Origin of the sequence: Nostoc commune NIES-4072, from assembly GCF_003113895.1 — a bacterium.
GTDB lineage: Bacteria > Cyanobacteriota > Cyanobacteriia > Cyanobacteriales > Nostocaceae > Nostoc > Nostoc commune.
Window position 1 is genome coordinate 3439830 of sequence record NZ_BDUD01000001.1, and the last position, 25434, is coordinate 3465263.

Below are 25434 nucleotides of genomic sequence, written 5' to 3' on the forward strand. Positions count from 1 at the left end.
TTACACTAGACTTCTTATTTACTCTCAATACCATAAGAATTTCAAACAGTTGGTATTTTTTCCTATACTGTTCATATTCATTACCAATTATTTTTATTTAATTAAATTTGTGTTTTTTGATATTAATACATGTATTACAAAATGAAGTGCGGAATGTGGAATTTTATATAGCGGTAGTGGTGACAAATCTATTAAAGTTTGGCAGATAAAACCGTAGTTTATTATCACTACATATTTACCACTACACAATGACATTAGTACCAAGCACTAGGTTTGTAGCAGTGAAAGTATTGAGAGTCACTAGAGTATTGAAATCAACAGTGCTATCACCAGAATTAACCTGCACCTGAGTATCAGTCCCCAATTGTACAAACCGCAGATAGTCGTCGCTGATCGGATTGCTACCACTATAGTTTAGGCTCTCAAATAAATTACTCAGAACTAACTGATCATTGGAGCTTTCAAAGTCTGTGATTGTATCACCAACCCAGCCGCGATCGCTCAAAGTTTGGTAAACAAACCTATCATTACCGCTACCACCAGTTAGAATATCGTTCCCGGCATTACCAATCAGAGTATCATCACCTGCACCACCAATTAAGGTATCAAGCCCGACACCACCCCGGAGTAAGTCGTTACCACCTTTGCCGTCAATGATGTCATTACCACCTTGAGCATTAATCACATCATCGGAGTTATCAAAGCCTTCAACATTATTGTTTAAGTCGTTGAGAAAAGTCACAGTGTTTTTGTTGAAGATAGTTCTTTGGGTGGACTTGATATCGAAGACATCATAACTATCTCTAATGCTAGTTTGCCCATCAAACAGAATATTACCAACTGCTCCTCTAGTCCCAGTTGGAAATAAGTTATCTAAATACTGTAAAGTGAAATCTTCTAGGATAATTTTTGCATCTGCTACGCCTTCAAAGGTGATTTCCAAATTCCTGTTATTCTGGGTGAGCAACAGATTACGGGCAGTCAAACCTGCACCATTAAATTTGATCACATCGACTTCTTTAATGATTTCTGATGGGGGATTGTAGCCTGTACCTACCCCACCAAAATAGCTAATAGTATCCGTACCATCACCTAAATTGTAGATAATTATATCATTATCGCCAAAGATGCCATTTATCTGATCGTCGCCTTTGTTACCTATGATGGTATCGTCTCCACTAACACCTGTAATTCGATCAGCATAATCGCTACCTATCAAGGTTTCATCAACATCATAAGTGCCATCTATGATATTAGGTGAGAGATAGATATTGGTCAGAGTATCGGTATCGCTGAATGCTCCACCTGGGCCAGTATTACCCAGGTCATTCGTAGTGATGGTGATACTGCCAGTATCACGATAATTAGTAGCTGTGAAAGATAAACCATCCAGAGCATTATTAATACTGCTAATTGTGCCAGTAAAGGTAAGGGTGGGGTCAGCTATGCCATCTCCGGTAGTGAAGGTAAGACCAGATGTATTATTTAAAGTTAGGATACCATTGGTGGCTGTCAGTGTTACTTGTACTGGGTTAGTGCCAGCATCAATGTCACTAATGGCAAACATCCTGCCTTGGTTACTAGAGAATATTAAGGGTGTGCCTTCATAAGCATCGTAAAAAGTGCTTAAAGTATTAGGAATGGTATTAACTGGACTTTGATTTAGCAAAACAGCAGTAGCTTCATAAGCACCTGTATCTACTATGCCGTTAAATATTCTGTCAAATCCTGTACTTCGCCCATCAGTAGTGATTCCTTTTGGAACTAAGGCATTATTCCCAGCGTTAATTGCAGGACTATCCTTGAGTAAGGCGTGAGTCAAACTAGTACCGCCGTTATTTTGCAGAGGACCAAGTTTGGGGTCAATGGAGTTATCGCTAGTACCAACGAGGGTGCTAGTAGTAAAACCTGTACTGCCAGTTCTGTCACCAATTAAGTTATTGCCTGAGTCTGTGAATTTGCCAATAACATCGGAATTGACATCTTCACTCGCGTATGGATCATCTTCGTAGTTGCCAGCAATAATTGTGTTTGCAACAATAACAGCGCCATTGGTTTGATTAACAATACCTCCTCCCTGGAAGAAACTTTTCCAAGGAGCATAAAGACGGGTTGCAGCATTATCGGTAATAGTACTGTTGCTAAGAGTCAGCTTACCAGAGTTAGAGATGCCACCACCTACGCTGGCTATATTGCTAGAAACAGTAGTGTTAGTTAAACTAAGACTACCAGAGTTAGAGATGCCGCCACCTAACTCGGCACTACTACCAAATATAGTGCTGTTAATTACTTTAGCAATGCCAGAGTTATAGATGCTGCCGCCATAGGTTGATGACTCAGGAGGATTACCAGACACTCCACGAGTGAACGCTCCATTATTAGAAAGAATACTGTTAGTTATTTCGAGAGTGCCGGTGTTGAAAATGCCGCCACCATAGGAAGGAGCATCATCAAGAAATGTTTGATTATTAGCAACAGTACTGTTATTCAGGCTGAGACTACCAGAGTTATAGATGCCGCCACCTACTGACGACCCAGTATTATCAGAAACGGTGGTGTTAGTTAGGTTAAGACTTCCACGGTTAAAAATACCGCCTACAGAGCCAATACTGTTAGAAACGTTGCTGTTATTTAGATTGAGGGTGGCGTTGCTATTGACTAAAATAGCACCAAATACATCATTTGCATTAGTTACCTTCAAACCATCAATAATGGCATCTGTTCCAGTATTGGCGATCTCAAACACTCTGAAGTCATCATTTCCACTGATAGTAAGGTTAGATGTGCCAGTTCCCAAGATCCGCAGATCATCAGTAATTGTCAGTTGCCCAGAAGTGAGATTAATAATATCTGGTGTATCATCACTAAACACCCCAGCAAAGGTAATTGTATCTTCGCCAGCATTGGCATTGGCATTTAGGATAGCTTGACGTAACGAGCCTTCCCCAGAATCGTTAGTATTGGTGACAACTGTGCCATTAGGTTTAGAAGTAGTGGGTGGTGCAATGGTAGTGCTGGGCTGGACTTCAACGGCTCCAATATCAACGATACCGTCAGCTATCCTTTCTGCACCCCTTTGGTCAGTGTTAATTTTAGAAAGAGTTAGTGCATTACTGCCTGTGTTAATTGCGGGGCTACCTGGTTGTAAAGTATGAGTTAAGGTGTTACCACCGTTATTTTGCAGCAGACCCAGTTTAGGATCAATTGGATTGGCTTTTGTACCTACGAGAGTGCTAGTAGTAAAGTATGTACTACCATTGCTCTTACCTATCAAATTATTGCCAGAGTCAATAAAGTAGCCATCTACATCAGGGTTTACTTCACCTGTAGTGGAGTTGTCAAAATTACCTGCAATGATAGTGTTACCAACAGTTATTCTGCTACCAGTCCCGTATTCATATATAGGTTCATTGAAAATACCACCGCCGTTGCCAAAACCATAAATATCACTATCTGAGTCTGCGGTATTATTGGTAATTGTTGTATTGAGTAGTGTAAGGGCTAGACGATTATAAATACCACCACCGCTACCGTTTGACTTATTGCCAGAAACCGTGCTGTTAATTAGAGTAGTATAACCAGAACCTTCTTCTTCATATCTGCCACTGTAATAGTTATAAATACCTCCACCGTCGTAATCTGCGGTATTGTTTGACACTGTACTGTTTCTCAGTCTAGCAATATTACTGTTAGATATACCACCGCCGTCATAGCCTGTGGTATTACCAAATACTTGACTACTGTTAAGGCTGAGAGTACCACCATTAGATATACCACCCCCTCCACTGAAGGCCTTATTGCCAAAGACCGTACTGTTAGTTAGGCTGAGAGTGCCACCGTTAAATATACCACCCCCCCCGTTGTCGCCAGTATTGCCAGAGATCGTACTGTTAGTTAAGCTGAGAGCGCCACGGTTAGATATACCACCCCCATAGCTTGCCGTATTATTAGAGACCGTACTGCTAGTTAAACTGAGGATGCTACTGCTATTGACAAAAATACCTCCGCCTCCTTGTCCGGGAGGAGTATTGTTCAAGTTTTTAGCATTGGCAATTTTTAAGTCATCAATGATTACATCTGTGCCTGCTCCTGATATCTCAAATGCTCTAGAAGTATTATTGCCACTAATGGTAAGTTGAGATGCTCCCGTACCTTGGATGGTTAGATTATCAGTAATCCTGAGTTGCCCAGAGGTGAGGGTGATAGTATCTGGGGTGTTATCAGCGAATACGCCTGCAAAGGTAATTGTATCCCTACTAGGAGTATTATTGGCTAATTTAATTGCCTCTCTTAGAGTTGTGATGCCATTATTGCGATCGCCATCATCTTCATCTGAAATACTATTAACCGTAAAGGTGGCAAATACTCCGGTGTAAGCTTGTTGCGTCGTTTGAGTAAATGCTAGACTCACTTCCATCTGTGCAGTGCAGACTTCCAGTTTCCAGTTACCGCCTAATGCCGCAGTGCCTACTCGCTCACGAGAAGCCGCAATATTTAAACCTGTGAGTTGGTGTAATTTTGTAATAAATTCTGCCCCGGCATCACCTGCTGCTAGGTTGCAACTGTAAAGGAGTAAGTTCTCAAATTTTGGTTTAGAGGTTAGCTGCTGCCATTGTTGCAGTTGTTCTTGATAGTTGTTAAGGGTATCGAGTCCTAAGCGTGTGTTGCCTAAATACAAGCAACCAGGAACACCGTGAGCCACAATGTGGATACTAGTCAGATTTTGGCCGTGATAAGCCAAAATCTTCGTAATTTCCTTTATGCCGTTTTGTGTTGGTGTTATGAAAAATACTTTTGTGTTGGGAGTAACACCGTTGGCTAAACTCTGATAGTCTTCAACTGCTGTGTCTATAAAGACTAGATTGTGGGTTTTGGCAGTAGAGATTGTGAGTTTTGACCTTACCTGTAATTTAGTGATTATGGTCATTTTATATCCCAATTTTTAGTAAATTAGCTCAACTTGAATTTTTCTAGCCTTGTGCTAGGAAGAGTTTTAATCTACTGACTAAGTATAGAGGTGCAATAACTTTGGTTAATTTTATGATGTGATGAGTGTTACTTTTAAGAGCTTGCTGAAAAACTATCCAAAGAAGGATTGTGTTTTTATACAACATTTGCATCTACAATAAGGTATTTGGATTATTACACATAATACAATGTAATTTTAGCCCAAAGCCTGTTGTATTTACTGAATGGACAATAAGTAAACTAACACATTAACTAAAAAACAGTAAACCAAAAAGTTTTTCCTTAATTGTGATCGCTACTGCCAAAACAATTTTATACTAATTGAGAATTAGTGAATCAGTAAAGTCTTCTCTCAAGTGAGAAGGTTTAAGTAAAAAAATCACAATTATGTGTCGCAATGATATCGTAATTGACCGGAGCAGCCTCAGTAATGTTACTGAAATTGTCAAGTTGTCCCAAGCCAATGACCCAGAACATGGTGGTATGTTGTTAGGTCATCTTGAGCCAGAGGCAGTGATGATGACCATATCTAAAATGCCGAGCGTTGTAGCCCCAAAGATGGGCAAGTTGTAGGATTCTTACTCAGTTGGTCAAAGGCAACTGCTAATTTACCAATAGTAAAGCTGATGTTACAAGCCTACGCTGGTACAAAAGATGCTTACTTATATGGCCCAATCTGTGTTGATGAAACTATGCGTGGACAAGGTATTGCTGGGAAAATGTTCTCAAAATTAAAAGATTTTTACTCGTGAGAAATCCGGGTATAGGCATTCCTCTCTGCTCTCCCGTTTCCTCTCTACAAGACCCTGAACACAAACGCGCTCTTTTAAACTTGCTCTTTATTAGTAAATAAGATGCATTTGCCCTGGCGTCTAATGTAATTGACAAGTGCGATCGCCTCTTTTATATTTAGTAAGCCAGAGCGATCGCACTTAAATCAGTTATCAGTTATCAGTTATCAGTTATCAGTTATCAGGCGTATGGTGGGGGATTTAGACCCGCCACCAACGCATTCCACCTGGAGGTGGGGGACTTAAACCCAGGGATAAATAGATCACTGATAACTGTTTACTGTTCACTGTTCACTGTTAAAACCTGGGTTACATTTTACCGTGTTGCAACACTTGTTGTAGATGTTGGCGAATCTCTTGTGCGTGTTCAATATCAGATTGACGCAATTTTTGGAACAACTCTACGCAAGGCTGAGAACCTACTTGTTCTGCATCTTTGATGTAGGTATCGTAAGCTTTAACGGCTTCTGCCTTGTTGTGCAAAACGGTGACAAAATCATACTCCAAGTCGCTAATCGCTGTTTGAGACTGTCCGTTACCTGTATTTGTAGTCATTGCTTGACCCTCTTTGAGAATTTCTAATTAACTTATACTCACCCTTAAAGAGGGATTCATCTTCCAAAAAGAGTATATTTCAATACGTCGGAAGTACCTTGCAAAAGTAAGTTATACCATTTTAGATTTTAGATGCATCCAATTTCCTGATACAGCTTTAAGCAAAGGAGTGGAGAGTAAGAAAATACTTTTTCCCCACTCCCCACTCTCCACTCCCCACTCCCCATTTTCATAACAATTTATCCAAGCGGTTGATTCTCATCACATTGACGTGAATACTGGAATTCCAACTCATTTTGCCGTTCCCTACCTCCTCTATAGACAACCGGACAAAACTTAGTGTTAGCACTCATGCAATCCATGTGTGGGGTTTTAGCACAGACTACGAGTAGTCCACCCAGAACAAACAACAAACCACAAATTGCAAGCGTATTAACCCAATGCATTTCCAGCGCTCCGTGAACTACTATCTCTCGCAGTAGAGATACAATTGTTACCTCAACTGCGACTCCTACAGAGATACTATGTTCTTGCAAGTAGACCATTAATAGTCGGAATAACTCGACTAAAATCAACACAAATAGTATTTTTGCAGTCACATGTTTATAGTCTAGTGGCTGCGTGATAGCGATCGCTATCCCCCACAATTGGATCAGCATGACGGCGAACAAACCCAAACACAAGACAATCACAATTAAGTCTTGAAAGGCTTCCATGTTGCGAACAATTGAGTGCCGATCAAGCCAGCGATCGCTAAATAAAAATCGACTTTTCTGGCGCTTTTGCATGTACATTTTTCCAATCGGGACAAGTTCAGACAACACCAGCGAGTCAACCCAATAGTTTTATGTTACGCAATATTAAATTTTTGCGCCTCAGCGAGGTTTGTAATTTAAATTTTGTGCTTGTTGCAACAATTGTTCGGCATTTTTTGCCCACTGAGGATTTTTCTGAGCATTATATAAATCTCTAGCAAATTGCAATACTTGCACTGCATCCCCATATTGCTTTAACTGCATAAAAACTAACCCTGCACCATAATAAGCGTTGGGATAGTTAGAGTTAGCTTCGGCTGATTTTCTAAAAGTCTCTAATGCCTCTTGTAATTTACCTTGCTGAAACCAAATTGAGCCGAGATTATAGTAAGCTTCTGGATACTTTGGATTAATTTTTACTGCCTGATTAAACGCATCTTTGGCTTGATCGAGTTTGCCTTGTTGGAGATAACACATCCCTATATGGTAAGAAGGCTCTGGTGCATTTTTGCTATATTCTATGGCTTTTTTAAAAGATGCGATCGCTTTTTCGCAATCTCGTTGCTGTTCTCGTACCAACCCCAAGTTATAGTGGGCAAATCCTAATTTTGGATCGAGTTCTAACGATCGTTGCAAGTAATCGTTAGCTAACTGTAAATTATTCCCCTCTAACAACGCACCACCTAAATTAGCAAAAGCTGGAGCAAATTTAGGATCGGCTTGCGTCGCTCGATAAAATGCATCCGCAGAGGGTTGTAATTGTCCCGTTTGTCGCAATGCTAACCCTAGATTATAGTGCGCTGGTGCTAATGTCGGATCTAATTTAGCTGCTTGTTTAAAGGCTGCGATCGCATCTTGTACCTTTCCCGCCTGAATTGCTTGTAAACCTTGGTTTAACAAGTCTACAGCAGTTTTACCATTAGATTGTGCCAGCTTTAAGGGGACAGGAGCAGATAGAGAAAGAGAGGGGGAGGAAATGCTAACAAGCAGCATCAAACTTACTAACCCGGCTATCCGATATTTAAAGAATGATTTTCCCATTGATTTTCTGACTTGCAAAACTTTCGGTTAAATTTACTTTATAAAAAATTTTTTACAAAAATTTTTATTTTGCCATAAAAGCCTACTTTTGTTAAGTTTTACTAAGCCAAATCTTACGACAGGCTACAATTTTTTTAAATTTAGATTAAAAGGAGCATAATAACAAATTAAAGAAGGGGTAATTTTGACTCCAGAAAAGCATTTTTTATCCCTGATATATACAGAATCATGCGGTTAGGAAAGACTTACCGCAAGGGAGGTTTTATGAACGAAAAAGTAAAATCGGGTTCGCGGAATGTTGCAATTGTCGGGCCTTATTTGAGTGGAAAAACCACTTTACTAGAAAGCTTGTTATTTGTCACAGGGGCAATTTCTCGCAAAGGGAGTGTTAAGGACAGCAATACAGTGGGGGATAGTGCTGCCGAGTCGCGCGATCGCCACATGAGTGTAGAAGTCAGCGCCGCTAGCACTGAGTATAACGGCATTCGCTTCACTTTTATTGACTGTCCGGGAAGTATAGAATTTGCCCAAGAAACGTACAATGCTTTAATGGGAGTGGATGCGGCAATTGTAGTTTGCGAACCCATCCGCGATCGCGTCCTCACCCTCGCCCCTCTATTTAAATTCCTCGATGATTGGGAAATTCCCCACCTCGTCTTCGTCAACAAAATGGATCGGGCAAATATTCATGTTTTAGAAACGTTGCACGCCCTGAAAGCATTATCTAGCCGTCCCCTGGTAGCGCATCAATATCCCATCATGAACGGGGAACAACTTACCGGCTTTATCGATATGGTGAGTGAACAAGCATATCAATATCATCCAGGCGCACCTGCTGACCCCATTCCCTTTCCCGAAAGTTTAAAAGAAGAAGAACATATAGCGCGGGCAGAAATGCTCGAAGCCTTAGCAAATTTTGACGACCATTTACTCGAAGAACTTTTAGAAGACATCGAACCTCCTCAAGAAGAAATCCTCCAAGATTTAAAAATGGAATTAGGGGCAGATTTGGTAGTGCCCGTTTTCTTTGGTGTAGCAGAACAAGATTATGGTGTTAGACCTCTATTAGAAGCCTTGTTACGGGAAGCCCCCGAACCAGAAACCACAGCAGAACGTCGGTTAAAAAACATAAAAGGTGATACAGCTTTAGCGCAGGTATTAAAAACTTACTACACTCCCCAAGGTGGCAAACTCTCTCTTGTGCGTGTTTGGCGGGGCAAATTAACTGATGGTATTGTCCTCAATGGCATTCGCACTGGTGGAATTTACCGCTTAATGGGACAACAACAGCAGTCAGTTAACCAAGTTAATGCTGGTGAAATTGTGGCATTGAGCCGTTTAGAAGGAATCAAGACAGGCGATACAATCTCCACAGAACAGCAGTCGGCAATAAAATTACCCAAAGCTGTAGAGTTGGAACCAGTGTATGCCCTCGCCATTACACCAGAAAAGCGCAACGATGAAGTAAAACTTAGCAGTGCCATCACCAAGTTATTAGAAGAAGACTGTTCACTTGCTTGGGAACAACATGGCGATACTCACGAAGTTATCTTGTGGGGACAAGGCGAGATTCATTTACAAGTCGCCCTAGATAGACTGCGCCGCAAATATAACTTGCCAATGACAACTCATTTACCGCAAGTGCCTTACAAAGAAACCATCCGTAAAACAGTGGCTTCAATTCATGGGCGCTACAAGCACCAAAGCGGTGGTCACGGACAGTTCGGTGATGTTTTTCTCGACATCAAACCCCTACCACGCGGTACAGGTTTTAATTTTAATGAAACTATTGTCGGCGGTGTGGTTCCTAAACAGTACATCCCTGGCGTGGAAATGGGCGTGCGGGAATTTCTGACACATGGGCCTTTGGGCTTTCCAATGGTGGATTTGGCGGTAACTCTGACTAATGGTTCGTATCACAACGTTGATAGTTCCGAACAAGCCTTTAAACAAGCTGCCCGATTGGCAATGCAAACGGGAATACCCCAAGCGGAACCTACCCTGTTAGAACCAATTCTGCGGGTGGATGTTACCACACCTAGCGAATTTACTTCCAAAGTGCTGCAACTGTTGAGTGGTAGACGGGGGCAAATTTTAGGCTATGAAGGCAGAAACGATTGGCAAGGTTGGGATAATATCTCTGCATACTTGCCACAAGCAGAGATGCAAAACTTTATTGTAGAGCTGCGATCGCTCACCTTGGGCGTTGGTTCCTTCCACTGGGAATATGACCATCTCCAGGAAGTGCCAGAAAAGCTTGCTGAACGTGTCATTAACAGCAATGGCAATGGTGGTAACGGCAACGGCAAGTAATTTGAGATTTGTCTAAAAATCAAAGCCCTGCAATTAAACGTGCAGGGTTTTTCGTCAACAGATATTTAATAAGTTTTGAACGTGCTGTTGAAATGTTAATTCTTTTGTACTCCAATGTTCTCGGAATGCTCGTATTTTTTCCAATTTTATTGCTTTTCCAAATGCAGGGAAATGAATAAGACAATCAAATAATTTGTCGTTTTCTGGAGGATTATCCCAGTTATCAGTCATCCAAACTACTTGAACAAGACGATAAATATTAAATTCATCTCCAGGGTTTTTATCAGGATAAAGTTGCTTATTTAGCATTTGAACAATGTGCGTTACTTTACTACGTTGTCTTAAAATCATCAGTTCACCTTCTTGTGGAGTATTGGCATTTATTTTGTCTCTACCTTTTAAATTTCTCCAATGTAAGGCAAAAATCTTTAAGCCTGGATCTATAGTAGATATGTTTTGATAAGCCCAAGGTTGACCATTTAAAGGTTTTACGTTTTTAGTCCAAATTAATCCATTTAAATCCATAACTATTTCTCAATCTTGTTGTAAGATAGAAACTACAGTTATAGTTTTCCCGAAAATATTGCTAAAATAACAAAATTTTGTTTTTGTAAATATCACCAAGGCTGAGATTCCCGACTTGTGTAGAGAAGTTGGGAATCTTTTTCAATCTACAAAAGGATTTGTAAACCGCACGCCCTCAACCGTCGCACCTGATGCGAAGTCCTCAGTATAAATTTCTTGAATTTGGTTGAGTCGCGCCGTTGCCCAAATTTGCGCGTCCCAAAACCCGAAGTGATGGGTTTCCACGCCGCGAATTGCTTCTAAAGAGATGAGTCGTGTAATATCAACGACATGGCAAGCAGCTAAATAGTTACGCATTCGCACCAGCGCCTCAGCAGGAGTTAAAAGCGAACGCCGAATCCGGGTTGTGGCCATAAAAAACTCTCCCAACACTTGGGTACTAATTACCGCCTTACTAGAACGAATCAATTGGTCAGTAAGTGCGATCGCGCGTTCCTGTTTTGCGGTATCTAGTGGATCGTAGATGTAAACGAGAATGTTGGTATCAAGTAAAATCCTACCGTTCATAGAGGTCTTCACGCTGCCAGTCCCGACCTCCAAGTTGAGCAGGTCGAGTTTTGATTTGATCGATAAATTCTCTTTCGGCTTCCCACATTACAAGATTGGTTTGGGGTGCAGTTATTTCACCAAGATGAAGGTCAATAGCTTGGCGAATAATCTCTGCTTCACTTACACCCGCTTGTTGGGCGATCGCTTTTAGCAGATGTTCTTGATGCGGTTCAATATAAATCTGCTTACGAATTTTACTCGACACAATTTAAATTTTACATAATGTATACATTACATTATACATTATGTGCTAGTAGCGTAGGCTTTGCCCGCCGTAGGCATCGCTCCAAGGCTGAGATTCCCGACTTCTGAGAGAATTCGGAAATCTTTATTTAATCTGTAAAAAGATTCGTAAACCGCTAATTTGTGTGAAATGATATTAGTTTCATAAAAGCATTGGGGAATTATGTAATTAAGCATATTCGTCTTAATTACAGAGAAAAAATCATGGGCTTTATAGTCTCTCTTGTAACTAGCCTAATTGCAATCCTCGTTTATCTCAATACAGATAAGATATCTGGTGAAAAGTCACGTTTGGCAATACGCACAATTATGATATTGATTAGCAGTATTGCAGTCCTGAATTCTATTTCTAGGCTTTTAGTGATTGTCCCACCAGGCAATGTCGGTGTAGTCAACTTGTTTGGCGAAGTTTCTGAAACTACTCTTAATCCTGGTGTTCACTTGCTTAATCCCTTTAACAAAGTGCTGAATTTTTCCACTCGCATTAAGGATGTAAAGGAAAATGTAGATGTAACATCCCAAGAAGGTTTGAGCCTAAATCTTGATGTCAGTAATTGCGAGCGATTGAAGCCACAGAAAAGCTAGCTCAATCTAATAATTCTAAGCTTGTAATTATTGGTTCTGAAAAAGGCAGTATGCCTATTATGATCCAGCCAGAAACAGGAACCTCAAAGCCCTAAAATTTTATTATCAAGTCAATAGCTTGGCAGCAAAGAATCTTTGCTTCAATTACACCAGTTTGTTGGATGATCGCCTTTAACAGATGCTTTTGATGCATTTAATTATGTAAAAAATGAGGACGATTTGCACAGCAGGACATAAAAACTTGAACGCCAGCAGTTAATAGACCTCTTGGAAAAGTTAAAAAATTAGGAATGTCATTTTGAGCGGAACTCAGGGGAGAGAAAATTTTCACCAGATGTTTCGCTCCGCTCAAGATGACAATTTAAGCATTTATGCAAGATAAGGTAAGTATACTTATTACCTTAATCTCTAATTTTCTGTTTGCAGTGGCAGCTATTTAATTACCTTAAAATTCTCAATGGTAAGATATCTTTCTTCATCAGCTATCTGACTGTTGTAATCGATATCAATTTGGGTTGGATAGCCGAATCTAGCATTGTACCGCACATTCAGGCTGGCGGCTTTACGGTTGATAGCATCTTGAATCACATCAAACAGTTTAGGAATTGTGTTGTAATTTTGAAAGTATTCTTTAACATCTTTACCTGTAGCTACAGAAGTGATAGAACTTGTTTGACCATTACGTACTTTAATTACTACTGGCCCCCTAGCCTCGCCTATACAAAAGCAACTATTGCTCAAAGTATAGTCATAGTTGGAAATATTTTGCTGATTCCAGAAACGGCGATTAAATGCTAATCGCTTTTCTGCTCGCCTTAAATTTAAGTTATTACTTGCTGGCGATTGTGCTATCTCTATGGGAGATTTAGACATTACTGGTAAGTTCAGTCCCAAAGATAGCAATAATCCGGCACTGATAATGATAGGTAAACGCATATCAATCCCTTGAATTTCAAAAGTATTATATATGTATTATAGATATTAATTTATCTATTTATTTAAGTACACTTTATATTTTTATTAAAATTCATTAGTGGGTAGACAAGGGTAAATATAGGAATCGTATTTGATTTTTGAAATTATCTGTGTGGTGCGCGTTCGCGGAGCGTGTCGCAGGCAAGCGCGATAGGCGGGGAGTGGGGAGTCAATACCGTTCGGTTAAGGAATTTCTTGGTTGAGGCAGGTAGAGGGAGCAGGGGGAGAAGAGAAGCAGGGGGAGAAAAGAATGGCTGAACATATACCCTCTTGCCTCCCCTGCCTCAAGAGCTTATCCGAACCGTATTGAGTGGGGAGTAGGGAATAAGGAATTAGGCTTTTCGAGTTTTACCGAGCTTCTTTAAAAATCAAATATTAGTCCTATAGGAAATTTATGACTGTAAGGAACTGGTTGGTGAGTGTAGTCTATAGCTAAATCAGATCCCACGTAATCGCATACACGCGAGAATATTTTCTGTATGCCGTAGAATTTTTACTGTAAAAAACAAATGGTTTTATTTCAAGTATGGATGAAGCACAAACTTGGTATATTGTCAAGCGCTCTACTGGGAATTGCGAAATTGTCCCCAGCGACAAAGTTGGCGATGATAATGTAGAGGTTATAGAACAGTGGGGGCCTTTTAGTTCGCAAGAAGAAGCGATCGCTCGGCGTGTCGGACTTATTAGGGCTGGAAAGTGCCAACCAGTTTAAATTAGGAGTTAGGAGTTTGGAGTTCACAATGATGGTTTTTATTCCTAACTCCTCACTATTCACTCCTAACTTTATTCCCAACTCTTCATTTTTCTGCTGTGGCTGCGCCCTTAGCAGCTATTTTTTTACCTATTATGTCCACTGCTTTAGCAAATTGAGGATCTGCTAAAGTAGCGAGTTTGTCACGTTCATGAAGCCACAATTCCTCCATTTGGGCTTTGGTCAGATCCACCTTCACATCTGGACTAATACCTTTATGATTAATATCAGTACCGTTGGGGGTGTAGTAATGAGCAATTGTTACCGCCAATCCTGAGCCATCTTCCAAGGGACGCACCGATTGCACTAGTCCCTTACCAAAGGTTTGAGTACCAACCAAAGTAGCACGCTTGTTGTCCTGCAAAGCCCCGGAGAGGATTTCACTTGCACTGGCTGAACCTTTATCTACCAGCACCACCAAAGGTTTATTCGTCAAGGCGCGTCCGTTTGCTTCTTCTTTTTCTGCCTCTCCTTGGCGTTCGACGGTGGAGACAATCTTACCTTTATCTATCCACATCCGGGCAATCTCTACACTGGAGAAGAGTAAGCCACCCGGATTACCACGCAGATCCAGAATATATCCAGCTACCTGTTTGCTTTCTAAATCCTTGATAGCAGTTTGCATTTCTTTACCAGCATTGGCGCTGAACTGGTTCAGGCGAATGTAGCCAAGATTACCTGCTGGTGTTTTCTTTTGGGAATATTTAACTGGATGAATTTCAATCCGCGCCCGTTTGATGTCAAACTGTTTTGTCTGACCGTCGCGCTGAATTGTTAAGCTGACTTGCGTTCCTGCTTCACCTCGAATCAGGGATACTGCCTGATTAGTATCCATCCCCTTAGTATTTTTGCCGTTGATTTTGAGGATGATATCTTTCGCCAAAACACCAGCTTTAAAAGCTGGTGTATCTTCGATTGGGGCAATTACAACCAATTGCTTGGTTTTTTCATCCTGGCTGATCGTGATTCCAATCCCTGTCAATTCCCCAGAGGTATCCACTTGCATATTCTTGAATTCTGCTGGGTCCATAAACCGGGTGTATGGGTCATCTAGCTTTTTGAGCATTTCCCGAATGGACTTATACGCTTCCTGCGGATTACTGTAGGACTTGCTTAAGTATTCTTTACGAACAGCCTGCCAGTCTACTTGATTAAAAGTACCATCTACGTAATTGCGGTATATATTTTGCCAAACTTCATCTACTAATTGTTTAGGACTTGCTTTAAATAAAGCCTGACCTCGCGAATGAATGCCAAGGCTAGTAACAGCGATCGTGGAGAGTGTCACTGCCGTAGCACCCAAAACAAGCCTACTTTTTGTAATCACCATAATGACAGCTGCGTCAGAGGGAAAATATATAGTCAGTATGCTCAATCTAACACAGGCTACCACTGTGCAGACCTAGTATGTATCCTTAATTTAACCAAAATACTTGACAATCCGGCGAACTTGATGGTTTATACAAAATTTTTGGGAGTGAGGAATCGGGAATCGGGAATCGGCATGGGCACAGGAGGCAGGAAGCAGTAAGCAGAAGTTTTTGAATTTTGAATTGATTTCTCCCCCTACTCCCTACTCCCCACTCCCTCAACTCCTTACGGTTCTACCCAGCGTTCATCTCCCTTAATCAGGTTAATTAATTCCTCTACACCTTTATCTTCTGGGACTTTTTTAATTTCCTCTCTGCCACGATACAAAGAAATGTAACCAGGTGTTTTGCCAACATAACCATAGTCGGCATCCGCCATTTCTCCGGGGCCATTGACAATACAACCCATAACCGCTATGTCAAGACCAGTTAAGTGTTTAGTGGCTTCCCGAACTTTGTGCAACACTTCTTCTAGGTTAAACAAAGTGCGTCCACAAGAAGGACAAGCGACGTATTCCACCATCGTTTTTCGCAATCCCAAAGCTTGGAGAATGCTGTAGCAGACGGGAATTTCTTTTTCTGGGGCTTCTGTAAGTGAGACGCGAATTGTATCGCCAATACCATCAGCAAGTAAGGTAGCAATACCAGCCGTGGATTTAATTCGCCCATATTCGCCATCACCGGCTTCGGTAACGCCTAAATGTAGCGGATAATCCATACCCAGTTCATCCATGCGCTTGGCTATCAGGCGATAGGCGGCTAGCATCACTGGTACTCGTGAGGCTTTCATGGAAATTACCAAGTTGCGGAAATCTAGAGATTCACAAATGCGAATGAATTCTATGGCAGATTCCACCATGCCTTCTGGGGTGTCACCGTATGTAAATAGCATCCTTTCAGCGAGAGAACCGTGATTTACCCCAATTCGCATCGATTTACCTTGATCGCGCAAAGAAACTACCAGAGGTTCTAAGGTTTCGCGGATTTTTTCGCCAATTTCGTCAAATTCGGCTTTAGTATACTCGGTTCGATTGACGTTGGGCTTTTCAAAGACATATAACCCCGGATTAATCCGCACTTTTTCTATGTGCTTGGCAACTTCCACGGCGATTTTTAGTCCGTTGTGATGGACATCAGCCACAATGGGCACGTCTTGGTAAGTTTTTATTAATTTTTGTTTGATTTCTGCTAAAGCTTTAGCATGAGCCATACTGGGCACTGTGACGCGGACAATTTCGCAGCCTATTTCGTGCAGACGACGAATACCAGCTACAGAACCATCAATATCAAGGGTGTCTTCGTTAATCATTGACTGCACTACAACGGGGTAGCCACCGCCAATGGTGACATTTCCCACCTTTACAGGACGGGTTTTACGCCGCTTGATGGTTGTATCAAAGGTAGGTTGGCTGGATGTCGTATTTGAAGTATCTACTATGGGCAGAGTTTGCATAACCTGATTAGGTAAATTTGCTGTCGTTAAAATATCAGATTTGATAAATCTCTGTTTCCCAGATTGCCACAGGTGGTGGCTCTTTGGGACGATTAATGAAAAAAGGAAAATAAGACAGGCAAAGAAATAAAGAGCAATTTAAAGGTTTTGCTCATTTATAAAGATATATTGCTGAAAAATTATTTTAACTGAGTAGCTTGAGTAGCGTTTCGCAGAAAAGCTTAAGGAAGCGATCGCATTCTTACTGTGTCATAACTACTACCAATACTATCGTAATTCTATTATCCAAACTGCAATAAATCTATAAATTATCATTCATTCTTTATAGTACCAGCAGGCATGATTGTATTGTAAAAAATAGCACCGTCAAGGTTTGTATCTTTCAAGTCTGCTTGTTCAAGATTGGCGTAACTGAGATTAGCTTGCTGTAAATTAGCGGCGATCGCCCTACCACCAGCTAAATTAGACTTATCACTAAATTTTTTGACGCTGATGCTAGAAAAAACATCTACATTCCAGAAAGCTATAGAAGCGGTAGAAGCATTAGATCCAGAAGCTCAGGCTATTCTTGTAGATATTATCCAAAAGCGCCTTAAACAACAGCGACGGGATGGCTTATTAAAAGAAATCGCGCAAGCAGAGAGTGAATATGCTCAAGGTAATGTCCGGCGTGGATCAGTTGCAGATTTGATGGCGGAGTTAGACGAGTGAAAAATTTGGTTTGGAGTCCGACTTTTGTTCGTGCTTTTAAGCGTCTAGTCAAGAAAAATCCTGAGTTACGTTCTCAAATTGAGCAGGTATTAGAACAAATTGCTGAAGACTCATTTCAACTCAGTTTACGTAGTCACAAACTAAAAGGTGATTCATCGGGTAGATACTCATGTTCAATTGATTATCGTAATCGGATTTTATTTAAATTTGTTACAAATCCTGAATCAGGAGAGGAAGAAATTTTCTTGCTAACTTTAGGTTCCCATGATGAGGTTTACTAAATTCAGCATTATTTTTGACTAAGGCAAGCCTAATAATTAGAAAATAAGTACAGATTTTAGATGAACACCCAAATAACAACCCAACTACCCATTCCCCCGCATTTTAACCCCAATAAGGTAGGAGAAGTCTGGCGCGTACCTTACCAAGAACGTGCCGCCGAAGCTGAAATCTGGGCAAAACAACACGATATCAAACCTGCATCTTTAGATAAAAGCCGGATTTGCTTACTATTAATTGATGTCCAAAATACGTTCTGCATCCCTGGATTTGAATTATTTGTAGGTGGAAAATCTGGGAATGGGGCAGTGGATGATAATGTTAGGTTATGTGAGTTTATTTATCGCAACTTGGGAGTAATTACAAAAATTGTACCTACTCTGGATACCCACACAGCAACACAAATCTTCCATCCGATCTTTTGGGTGAATGCCGCCGGAGAACATCCTACTCCAGCAGCTACCAACATTACCCCAAAAGACATCGAACAAGGTATCTGGAAAGTTAATCCAGTAGTTGCTGACACTGTTACTAATGGGGATTATGAATTATTAGAAAAACATACTTACCATTACGTTAAGCAACTAAGTCAAGACGGTAAATATCCCCTGACAGTTTGGCCTTATCATTCTATGTTGGGTGGTATTGGTCATGCTTTAGTTTCATCAGTAGAAGAAGCGATATTTTTTCACAGCATTGCTCGTCAGAGTCAGACACAATTTGAAATTAAAGGTGAGAATCCCTTAACAGAAAATTATTCTATTTTGCGTCCAGAGGTGTTGGAAGATTTTGAGCAACGTCCACTTGGTCAAAAAAACACGCGTCTGATTAAGCAACTTTTAGAATATGATGCAGTAATTATTGGTGGTCAAGCTAAAAGTCACTGCGTCGCTTGGACAATTGACGATTTATTAACAGAAATTAAACAGGTAGATGCCACCCTTGCTCAAAAAATCTATTTGCTAGAAAATTGCACTTCTCCTGTTGTTGTTCCTGGTGTTGTGGACTACACAGAACAGGCAGATGCAGCATTTACAAGGTTTGCAGAGGCAGGAATGCACATCGTAAAATCTAGCGAAAATATAGCATCTTTTTTTTAACGCATAGGCGCTTCGCCTTCCCGCAGGGTAGGATCGCAAAGGTTTCGCAGAGGAAGACAGAGATTTCCTTTGCGTTCCTCTGCGTTTCAAAACGAACTTCATTTTTTCAAATAACCGTTTGGATCTTCTGCTACCCAACCCAGAGATGAGCTAGAACGCACTTCAAAATGGAGGTGCGGTTGACTGGAGGTTGGTTGTCCACTAGTGCCTACTGTTCCCAGTAAGTCTCCTTTTTTTACTTGTTGACCGACAGAAACCTTGATGCTGTCAAGCTGGGCATAGCGGCTTTGGAGTCCGCCACTGTGGTTAATAATGACCAATTTGCCATAAGAACCTTGGTCATTAGCAAAGGCTACGGTTCCAGGCGCGATCGCTAGCACATCTGTACCAATTGGTGCTAATAAATCAACACCACTGTGGAAGAAAACTTGACCTGTAGCAGGATTAATTTGCCAGCCGTAAGCTAATCCCACAGTTGCCACTTCTCCCAAAGGATATCCAGACAAGGATGCACGGTTTGGTGTACCTGCATCAGTAGGTAAGGGGGACTTAGTTACAACACCATTGGGCGACCAATTTACCCCCGGAACAAACACAATTCTAGGGTCTTGTTGGCAGCCATTCACTTCAAAAAGGCTGTCAGCACGAACTTTGTATTGTGCTGCTACTTGTCGCCAAGTTTGACCACGAGGCACTTCGACTACAATCCCATTGTAGGGAGGAATTTGAAGTACACTACCAACGGGTGCGATTGCACCGCTCTGCAAAGCTGGATTCATGCCGATAATAGTTGTAGGTATGAGATTGTAGCGTTGCGCTATGCTCTCCAAAGTTTCGCCACGAACAACTTTATGGCGTTTGAAGCGAGATAGGGCTGGAGTTGGGCAACCACCCACAGCAGCTTTGGCACTGTTGATGTTTGGCAGTGTGGATACTAAGCTCAAGGCGCTAACTAAGCTACAGAGAATCAGTTGACGAAAGGGTAAAGTCATGTATACAGGTCAAGATCGCATTATTAAATTTTAGATGGAGAGTGTGGGAAGTGGGGGAGTAGGGAGTGGAAAGGGCAGGGGGAGCAGGGGGAGATGAGGGAGGGAGGGAGGGAGGGACAAGAATTAATAACCAATGCCCCATGCCCTATGCCCCATGCCCCATGCCCCATGCCCCATGCTCAATTCCTCGTAAATTGATCTGTCCACTTGCCGTTAGCTTGACTACACTTAGAAATTAGCAACTGCATTTCTGTCCTTAAGCAGAATGATTATGAAGTTATCCTTAAAGCAACTGGCGATTTATGTATTTTTACTGGCGTTTGGCTGTGGTGCAGGTTTATTTGGCAGTCGCTATTTCCTGCTCAAAAATTCCTCGTTCCAGCAGTTAAGAAATGTAACAATGGCTTCGCCTCCAGAATCTGTAGTACCAAATTCTTCTAACGGAGCAATTGGGGCTACTGGGGGCGATAATGTGAATTTTATTGCGACGGCAGTGCAAAAAGTTGGCCCGGCGGTTGTGCGAATTAATGCCACGCGTAAAGTCGCTAATCCTATTTCTGACGCTTTGAAAAATCCCCTCTTGCGGCGATTCTTTGGAGAGGATGAGCAACCAATTCCCCAAGAACGCATTGAGCGCGGTACAGGATCGGGATTTATTTTGAGCGAGGATGGAGAATTACTGACTAACGCTCATGTGGTAGCTGATACAGATACAGTACAAGTCACCCTCAAAGATGGTCGCAGTCTAGAGGGGAAGGTGGTAGGAGTTGATTCGGTGACAGATGTGGCGGTGGTAAAAATAAAAGCGGATCATTTACCGACAGTAAAGTTAGGCAATTCGCAAAACTTAATACCAGGACAATGGGCGATCGCTATTGGCAATCCTCTTGGTTTAGATAATACTGTCACTATTGGCATCGTCAGCGCGACAGATCGTACAAGTACTCAGGTTGGTGTCCCAGATAAGCGAGTCAGCTTTATCCAAACTGATGCCGCAATTAACCCTGGTAATTCTGGTGGCCCCTTGTTAAACGCCCAAGGCGAAGTGATTGGTGTTAACACAGCCATCCGCGCTGATGCTCAAGGACTCGGTTTCGCTATCCCTATCGAAACCGCCGCGCGCATCGCTAATGAACTTTTTACCAAAGGGCGTGTACAACATCCCTTTTTGGGTATTGAAATGGCAGACCTTTCTCCCATCAGAAAACAGCAGATTAATCAAGAAAAACAGATCAACATTCAGCAGGAAGCTGGGATTGTAATTAAAGAAGTCACAGAGGATTCCCCAGCCAAGCGTGGAGGACTGCTTCCTGGAGACGTGATTCAAAAAGTTAACGGTAAACCAGTCAAAACCTCAGCCCAAGTCCAGAAGCTTGTAGAGTCTACCACAGTTGGCGACATCTTAGCGATCGAAGTCAACCGTAGCGGTAAAATTCAAACCTTCAAAGTACAATCAGGAGCTTATCCTGAAAGAAAGTAGTCAAGATAATTCGTAATTGATAATTCATAATTGCAAGACGCTCTCTAAGAAATGCTGCACGTAGCTTGCTTCTTTGCAGGAGTAAGCGAACTTGCTACCGCTAGGTTATCAGTGGAAGCTTTAACTCTCCACAAATGTCTTGTTAACCACTGAATTTGTAATTCAGTGTGGGGTGCTGTAACCTTTTGAATTACGAATTACGTTAGTAGCGGTAGCGAGTCCGGGAGTGTCATTAGTAATTATTTGGTCAATAGTTCTAGAATATTTGACTACTGACTATTGACCATTAGACAAATTCTCTAACTGCATTCTTTGTTCCATCTGACGCAGAAAATACCCTGTCATCATGGCCGACGCTAGAAGCCCAGCTAAATTCTCCCGGTCTGTTGTGATTTGCACGTTGAAATTCTCTGGCGGGAGCATTCCCACAAGCCCTTGGACATTTTGCGAGATGATTTGTTTAATTTCGGGGCTAGCGGACTGAGCAATCCTGGCTAAAACATCAGGAGACTGATGCTGTAGATATTTGAGTAGCTGATTGGGGTATTGCTCAGAGTGGTCTGAAAGAAGTTGATTAGGGTGTTCCTCAGAGTTGTCATTTAAAAAGTCAGGATTAAACACCATTGGCAGTTTTATTTAGCTTAATTGCTAACTCCACTTTAAACCATAGTACAAGGGTAGCGCATTCACCAGAGGTATAAGTCAAGAGGAGGGGAGTGGGGAATGGGGAATGGGGAATGGGGAATTGGGCATTGGGCATTGGGCATTGGGCATTGGGCATTGGGCATTGGTTATTAATTCTTGTCCCTCCCTCACTCCCTCCCTCCCTCCCTCCCTCCCTCCCTCACTCCCTACTCCCCACTCCCCACTCCCTCCAGTTCGAGTTCTAGTTGTTCTTCCTTCTGGCTAGTAGAAAGAATTTGGGGGAGTTGTTCGATTTGGAAATATTGATGAAATTTTGGGGTTACTTGGAGTGAATAGGAGCGAGAGTCGCTGTCTCGGCGCTTTCGGATGAAACCAAGTTCTACGAGTTCTGGAACGTGCTGATATACTCCTGAACCGCGTAGGTTAATCAAGTCGCTTTGGAGTATGGGACTATTTAGGGCGATCGCAGCTAAAGTTCGCAATGCACCTACTCCCAATTCTACTGGTATCATAGTTTGCACTAAGTCATGAAAATCAGACCGTAGTTGCAAACTGTAACCATCTGGAGTTTCTACTACCTCTAGGGCGCTATCTCGGTGGGCATAGTTGTCCATTAGTTCAATTATGCCTTCTTTGACAGTGGCGCGATCGCACGCGGCATACTCGGCAATTTCGCCGAGCGACAAGGGTTTACCCTTTAAATACAGAATTGCTTCTATCTTTGTCGCTGTGGCTGTAATCATTTAGTTATTAGTCATTTGTCATTGGTCATTAGTCATTTGTCATTGGTCATTAGTACATGACAACTAACAATCAACAAGTGTGTGGCATTATATCGTAAATTGTCAAAATATTGGGGATTGGGGATTGGGGATTAGGGATTAGGGATTGGGAATTGGGAAAGAGGAAAGGTACAGAGGACAGGAATTTTCCCTCTGCTCCCCAGTCCCCAGTCCCTAATTCCCAATCCCTCTAGTTGTTAAGATAAATTCTGCGATCGCTAAATCTTGGGGAGTTGTCACTTTTAAATTTGTCTCTTCTCCCTCGACAATTCGCACTTCAATACCACATTTTTCAAATAAAGCCGCGTCGTCAGTTACTTCCCAACCTTGACGAACACCTTCAGCGTGGCACTGTTTCAACAATTTTACATCAAATCCTTGGGGAGTTTGTGCTGCCCATAATTGCCGTCTGTCGGGTGTTTTTTGAATTATGCCTTGTTCATCAACAACTTTAATGGTGTCTTTAACGGGTACACCAGCAATTAAACCGGGACAATGGCGAATGGCTTGGGCACAAGAGTTAAATAAATCTGGTGTGGCCAGGCATCTAGCCCCATCATGAATCAACACTTGTTCTGCGGCTACTGGTAACGCCTGCAAGCCATTGTAAACAGACTCTTGGCGGGTGGAGCCACCTGTAATCAATTCCACTGGTTTAGTCAACTTCAGATCGGCGAGAATTGCGTTGAAGTCTGGCCAATCGGTAGGCTGAGAAATAATTCCGATCCAACTGATTGTACTGGCGGCTTCTGCGGCTAATAAAGTCCAAGCAATAATTGGTTGCGATCGCACGACTAGCAGGAGTTTATTGCGGTTACTACCCATTCTTTTTCCGGTTCCCGCAGCTGGAATTAGTAAATACACAGAATTCCTCAATCTTTAAGCTATATATTTTCCCCTAAAATAGGGAGCGAGTAAGCGTCAATAAATATTATGCGAGTAGTAGCCCTTGTACCTGGCGGAATTGGCGACCAAATTCTCTTTTTTCCGACTCTAGATGACCTCAAGCGCAATTACCCTAACGCTCAGATAGATGTCGTTGTTGAACCCCGGTCAAAGGCTGCCTATCGAGTGAGCAAGTCAGTTCACGAGGTACTGGCCTTTGATTTTCAAGACCGTAACAGTCTGGCAGATTGGGGTAACTTGGTGGGGACAATTCGCGATCGCGAATACGATGTTGCCATTGCTGTTAAGCAAAATTGGTTGATGGGTCTTTTAGTCTGGTTGACGGGAATTCCCACACGCATTGGCTACCAAGGCAAAGGAGCGGTTTTTCTTACCAACGCTGTGCCATTTAAACCATCTCAGTATGCGGCGGCAGCATATCATGATTTGCTGCAACCATTAAGCATAAAAACCCCTGTCCCAGAATTAGCTGTAAATGTACCAAAAACAGATATTGATTGGGCAGAAAAGGAACAAAAACGTTTAGGGGTTCATGAAACAGGTTATATCTTGATTCATGGCGGTTCTGACCAGTTATCTCAGGCTAAAGAACCGGATAAAATCTACCCTGTCCAGAAGTGGCAGCAAATTATTCAAAACTTCCAAGATAAGCAACCCGATCTGCCTGTGGTAGTCATTAAGGGAGTTGACGATGAGCAGTTTGTGCGATCGCTTCTGGGGTCTTCTCCAGATATTAAGGTGACTGCCCCAGATGATATTGGTAAGTTAGCTGCCATAATCGCCGGGGCAAATCTGATGTTGTCTACTGATAATGCGGCACTACAACTGAGTGTTGCAGTTCAAACCTATACCATCGCCCTATTTGGGCCCACTGATCCAGCTAAGTTATTGCCGAAAAACGATAAATTCCTGGCTATTGAATCCCCCACAGGAAAAACGGCGGATGTTTCACCAAACGCAGTTTTGGAGAAAATTTGGGGTGGCTAAACCAGCAGTTTGTCTCAATTTCTAGAATTAGTTTATTGGATATCCAATGTAGTTATGCGTTTGCTAAATGACCGCAAAATCTAGGTGTCACAACTAGATTTTGCGGTTATTTCAGTTTTTGAAGACGCCATAAATCGCGTCTCTACAAAAACCAGATTTTTTTCTAGCAATGTTTTGTGCTTATTTGCGATCGCGCCGTCCCCGTCCACCGGCCCAAGGGGGTGGGCCTTCGGCATTGCGAATGCGAATCACTTCTCCGTTACTGCGAGTAATGCTAAAGGCATCAAAATCATAGTCATCGTATTCTCCTACGACAGTTACTTTTTCACCCTGGCGCAAATTTAGCTGATGATGCCAACGTGGTCCAGCATCGACAATAATCTGTCCGGTGCCGTCCTCTAAGATAAATTCATTGCCAACAACACTGCGAATTTCACCAGAAATGCTGACTCCTGGATCGCGCTGCAAATTACGGATTGGGATTTGTGCTTGAGCGGTGGGAATAACTACCGCTAACAGTGCAGATGTAAAGGTCATAGCAACAGTGGATTTCATAAGAATTTATTGGTTTGAACTTCATTGCATAAAATGTAAACAGGAAGTATGACCAAAAAATGA

At 41.9% G+C, this 25434-nt stretch carries 26 protein-coding genes and 1 pseudogene; 9 read left to right on the forward strand and 18 right to left on the reverse strand.

Annotated features, from left to right (window positions below):
- Positions 1-241 precede the first annotated feature (241 nt).
- The gene (locus CDC33_RS40480; protein WP_109009169.1) at positions 242-4927 is read right to left on the reverse strand and encodes a DUF4347 domain-containing protein; all 4686 of its coding nucleotides are present in this window, start codon (positions 4925-4927) and stop codon (positions 242-244) included.
- A 428-nt stretch (positions 4928-5355) separates the two neighbouring features.
- On the opposite strand from CDC33_RS40480, the gene CDC33_RS15285 reads away from it, so the two are divergent.
- Positions 5356-5541 (forward strand): hypothetical protein, encoded by a 186-nt coding sequence (locus CDC33_RS15285; protein WP_109009170.1) that lies wholly within the window; start codon positions 5356-5358, stop codon positions 5539-5541.
- A 527-nt stretch (positions 5542-6068) separates the two neighbouring features.
- Here the strand turns inward: CDC33_RS15285 and CDC33_RS15290 are convergent.
- The 3 genes from CDC33_RS15290 to CDC33_RS15300 all read right to left on the reverse strand — a co-directional run bounded on the left by CDC33_RS15290 (position 6069) and on the right by CDC33_RS15300 (position 8110).
- The gene (locus CDC33_RS15290; protein ID WP_109009171.1) at positions 6069-6314 is read right to left on the reverse strand and encodes a hypothetical protein; all 246 of its coding nucleotides are present in this window, start codon (positions 6312-6314) and stop codon (positions 6069-6071) included.
- A gap of 239 nt (positions 6315-6553) precedes the next feature.
- A complete protein-coding gene (locus CDC33_RS15295; protein ID WP_181374022.1) occupies positions 6554-7108 on the reverse strand; it encodes a phosphate-starvation-inducible PsiE family protein in 555 nt (184 codons plus the stop codon).
- A gap of 81 nt (positions 7109-7189) precedes the next feature.
- Positions 7190-8110, reverse strand: a complete 921-nt coding sequence (locus CDC33_RS15300; protein ID WP_109009173.1) for a tetratricopeptide repeat protein — start codon at positions 8108-8110, stop codon at positions 7190-7192.
- 264 nt (positions 8111-8374) lie between these two features.
- Between CDC33_RS15300 and CDC33_RS15305 the strand changes: the two genes are divergently transcribed.
- The gene (locus CDC33_RS15305) at positions 8375-10423 is read left to right on the forward strand and encodes an elongation factor G (RefSeq protein WP_109012590.1); all 2049 of its coding nucleotides are present in this window, start codon (positions 8375-8377) and stop codon (positions 10421-10423) included.
- A 54-nt stretch (positions 10424-10477) separates the two neighbouring features.
- Here the strand turns inward: CDC33_RS15305 and CDC33_RS15310 are convergent, their stop codons facing one another.
- The 4 genes from CDC33_RS15310 to CDC33_RS38775 all read right to left on the reverse strand — a co-directional run bounded on the left by CDC33_RS15310 (position 10478) and on the right by CDC33_RS38775 (position 11977).
- Positions 10478-10948 carry a hypothetical protein gene (locus CDC33_RS15310; RefSeq protein ID WP_109009174.1) on the reverse strand — a complete coding sequence of 157 codons (471 nt, stop codon included), beginning with the start codon at positions 10946-10948 and terminating at the stop codon, positions 10478-10480.
- A gap of 141 nt (positions 10949-11089) precedes the next feature.
- Positions 11090-11515 carry a PIN domain-containing protein gene (locus CDC33_RS15315; RefSeq protein ID WP_109009175.1) on the reverse strand — a complete coding sequence of 142 codons (426 nt, stop codon included), beginning with the start codon at positions 11513-11515 and terminating at the stop codon, positions 11090-11092.
- Positions 11505-11762 carry a ribbon-helix-helix domain-containing protein gene (locus CDC33_RS15320; protein ID WP_181374023.1) on the reverse strand — a complete coding sequence of 86 codons (258 nt, stop codon included), beginning with the start codon at positions 11760-11762 and terminating at the stop codon, positions 11505-11507. Before CDC33_RS15320 ends, CDC33_RS15315 begins: the two co-directional genes overlap by 11 nt.
- Positions 11763-11800: 38 nt before the next feature.
- Positions 11801-11977, reverse strand: a complete 177-nt coding sequence (locus CDC33_RS38775) for a hypothetical protein (protein WP_181374024.1) — start codon at positions 11975-11977, stop codon at positions 11801-11803.
- 27 nt (positions 11978-12004) lie between these two features.
- Here CDC33_RS38775 and CDC33_RS15325 point away from each other — a divergent pair.
- Positions 12005-12382 (forward strand): annotated as a pseudogene (locus tag CDC33_RS15325) (SPFH domain-containing protein); the annotation flags it as partial.
- Positions 12383-12817: 435 nt separating this feature from the next.
- Here the strand turns inward: CDC33_RS15325 and CDC33_RS15330 are convergent.
- On the reverse strand, positions 12818-13321 hold the full coding sequence (locus tag CDC33_RS15330; protein ID WP_109009176.1) for a DUF6174 domain-containing protein: 504 nt from the start codon (positions 13319-13321) through the stop codon (positions 12818-12820).
- A 565-nt stretch (positions 13322-13886) separates the two neighbouring features.
- Between CDC33_RS15330 and CDC33_RS15335 the strand changes: the two genes are divergently transcribed.
- On the forward strand, positions 13887-14072 hold the full coding sequence (locus CDC33_RS15335) for a DDE transposase family protein (protein ID WP_109009177.1): 186 nt from the start codon (positions 13887-13889) through the stop codon (positions 14070-14072).
- A gap of 85 nt (positions 14073-14157) precedes the next feature.
- Here the strand turns inward: CDC33_RS15335 and ctpC are convergent, their stop codons facing one another.
- The 3 genes from ctpC to CDC33_RS41670 form a co-directional block, all read right to left on the reverse strand.
- The gene (ctpC, locus tag CDC33_RS15340; protein ID WP_109009178.1) at positions 14158-15441 is read right to left on the reverse strand and encodes a carboxyl-terminal processing protease CtpC; all 1284 of its coding nucleotides are present in this window, start codon (positions 15439-15441) and stop codon (positions 14158-14160) included.
- A 266-nt stretch (positions 15442-15707) separates the two neighbouring features.
- Positions 15708-16934 carry a (E)-4-hydroxy-3-methylbut-2-enyl-diphosphate synthase gene (ispG, locus tag CDC33_RS15345; RefSeq protein WP_109009179.1) on the reverse strand — a complete coding sequence of 409 codons (1227 nt, stop codon included), beginning with the start codon at positions 16932-16934 and terminating at the stop codon, positions 15708-15710.
- A 311-nt stretch (positions 16935-17245) separates the two neighbouring features.
- A complete protein-coding gene (locus CDC33_RS41670; protein WP_109012591.1) occupies positions 17246-17461 on the reverse strand; it encodes a pentapeptide repeat-containing protein in 216 nt (71 codons plus the stop codon).
- Between CDC33_RS41670 and CDC33_RS15355 the strand changes: the two genes are divergently transcribed.
- The 3 genes from CDC33_RS15355 to CDC33_RS15365 are packed head-to-tail and all read left to right on the forward strand — an operon-like array spanning position 17427 to position 19024.
- Positions 17427-17645: a hypothetical protein gene (locus CDC33_RS15355; protein ID WP_109009180.1), complete on the forward strand. Its 219-nt coding sequence runs from the start codon at positions 17427-17429 to the stop codon at positions 17643-17645. The two genes, CDC33_RS41670 and CDC33_RS15355, sit on opposite strands and share 35 nt — an antisense overlap.
- Complete coding sequence (locus CDC33_RS15360; RefSeq protein ID WP_109009181.1) at positions 17642-17926, forward strand: type II toxin-antitoxin system RelE/ParE family toxin; 285 nt, start codon at positions 17642-17644, stop codon at positions 17924-17926. Before CDC33_RS15355 ends, CDC33_RS15360 begins: the two co-directional genes overlap by 4 nt.
- Positions 17927-17986: 60 nt before the next feature.
- Entirely contained in the window at positions 17987-19024 is a 1038-nt protein-coding gene (locus CDC33_RS15365) for a cysteine hydrolase family protein (protein WP_109009182.1), read from the forward strand.
- A 98-nt stretch (positions 19025-19122) separates the two neighbouring features.
- On the opposite strand, the gene CDC33_RS15370 is transcribed toward CDC33_RS15365, so the two are convergent.
- A complete protein-coding gene (locus CDC33_RS15370) occupies positions 19123-20016 on the reverse strand; it encodes a peptidoglycan DD-metalloendopeptidase family protein (RefSeq protein ID WP_109009183.1) in 894 nt (297 codons plus the stop codon).
- 271 nt (positions 20017-20287) lie between these two features.
- Here CDC33_RS15370 and CDC33_RS15380 point away from each other — a divergent pair, with 271 nt between their 5' ends.
- Complete coding sequence (locus CDC33_RS15380; protein WP_109009185.1) at positions 20288-21496, forward strand: HhoA/HhoB/HtrA family serine endopeptidase; 1209 nt, start codon at positions 20288-20290, stop codon at positions 21494-21496.
- 276 nt (positions 21497-21772) lie between these two features.
- Here CDC33_RS15380 and CDC33_RS15385 read toward each other — a convergent pair whose 3' ends face one another.
- From CDC33_RS15385 to ispD, 4 genes are all read right to left on the reverse strand, one after another.
- Positions 21773-22120, reverse strand: a complete 348-nt coding sequence (locus CDC33_RS15385; RefSeq protein ID WP_109009186.1) for a DUF760 domain-containing protein — start codon at positions 22118-22120, stop codon at positions 21773-21775.
- Positions 22110-22277, reverse strand: a complete 168-nt coding sequence (locus tag CDC33_RS38780; RefSeq protein WP_181374025.1) for a hypothetical protein — start codon at positions 22275-22277, stop codon at positions 22110-22112. The genes CDC33_RS15385 and CDC33_RS38780 overlap by 11 nt, the downstream gene beginning before the upstream one ends.
- A 70-nt stretch (positions 22278-22347) precedes the next feature.
- A complete protein-coding gene (gene scpB, locus CDC33_RS15390) occupies positions 22348-22884 on the reverse strand; it encodes an SMC-Scp complex subunit ScpB (RefSeq protein WP_109009187.1) in 537 nt (178 codons plus the stop codon).
- Positions 22885-23097: 213 nt separating this feature from the next.
- A complete protein-coding gene (gene ispD / locus CDC33_RS15395) occupies positions 23098-23787 on the reverse strand; it encodes a 2-C-methyl-D-erythritol 4-phosphate cytidylyltransferase (RefSeq protein ID WP_109009188.1) in 690 nt (229 codons plus the stop codon).
- 69 nt (positions 23788-23856) lie between these two features.
- On the opposite strand from ispD, the gene CDC33_RS15400 reads away from it, so the two are divergent.
- Positions 23857-24816, forward strand: coding sequence for a glycosyltransferase family 9 protein (locus tag CDC33_RS15400; protein ID WP_109009189.1), 960 nt, complete (start codon positions 23857-23859; stop codon positions 24814-24816).
- A gap of 180 nt (positions 24817-24996) precedes the next feature.
- On the opposite strand, the gene CDC33_RS15405 is transcribed toward CDC33_RS15400, so the two are convergent.
- Positions 24997-25371 (reverse strand): DNA-binding protein, encoded by a 375-nt coding sequence (locus tag CDC33_RS15405; protein WP_109009190.1) that lies wholly within the window; start codon positions 25369-25371, stop codon positions 24997-24999.
- Between the last annotated feature and the right edge of the window lie 63 nt (positions 25372-25434).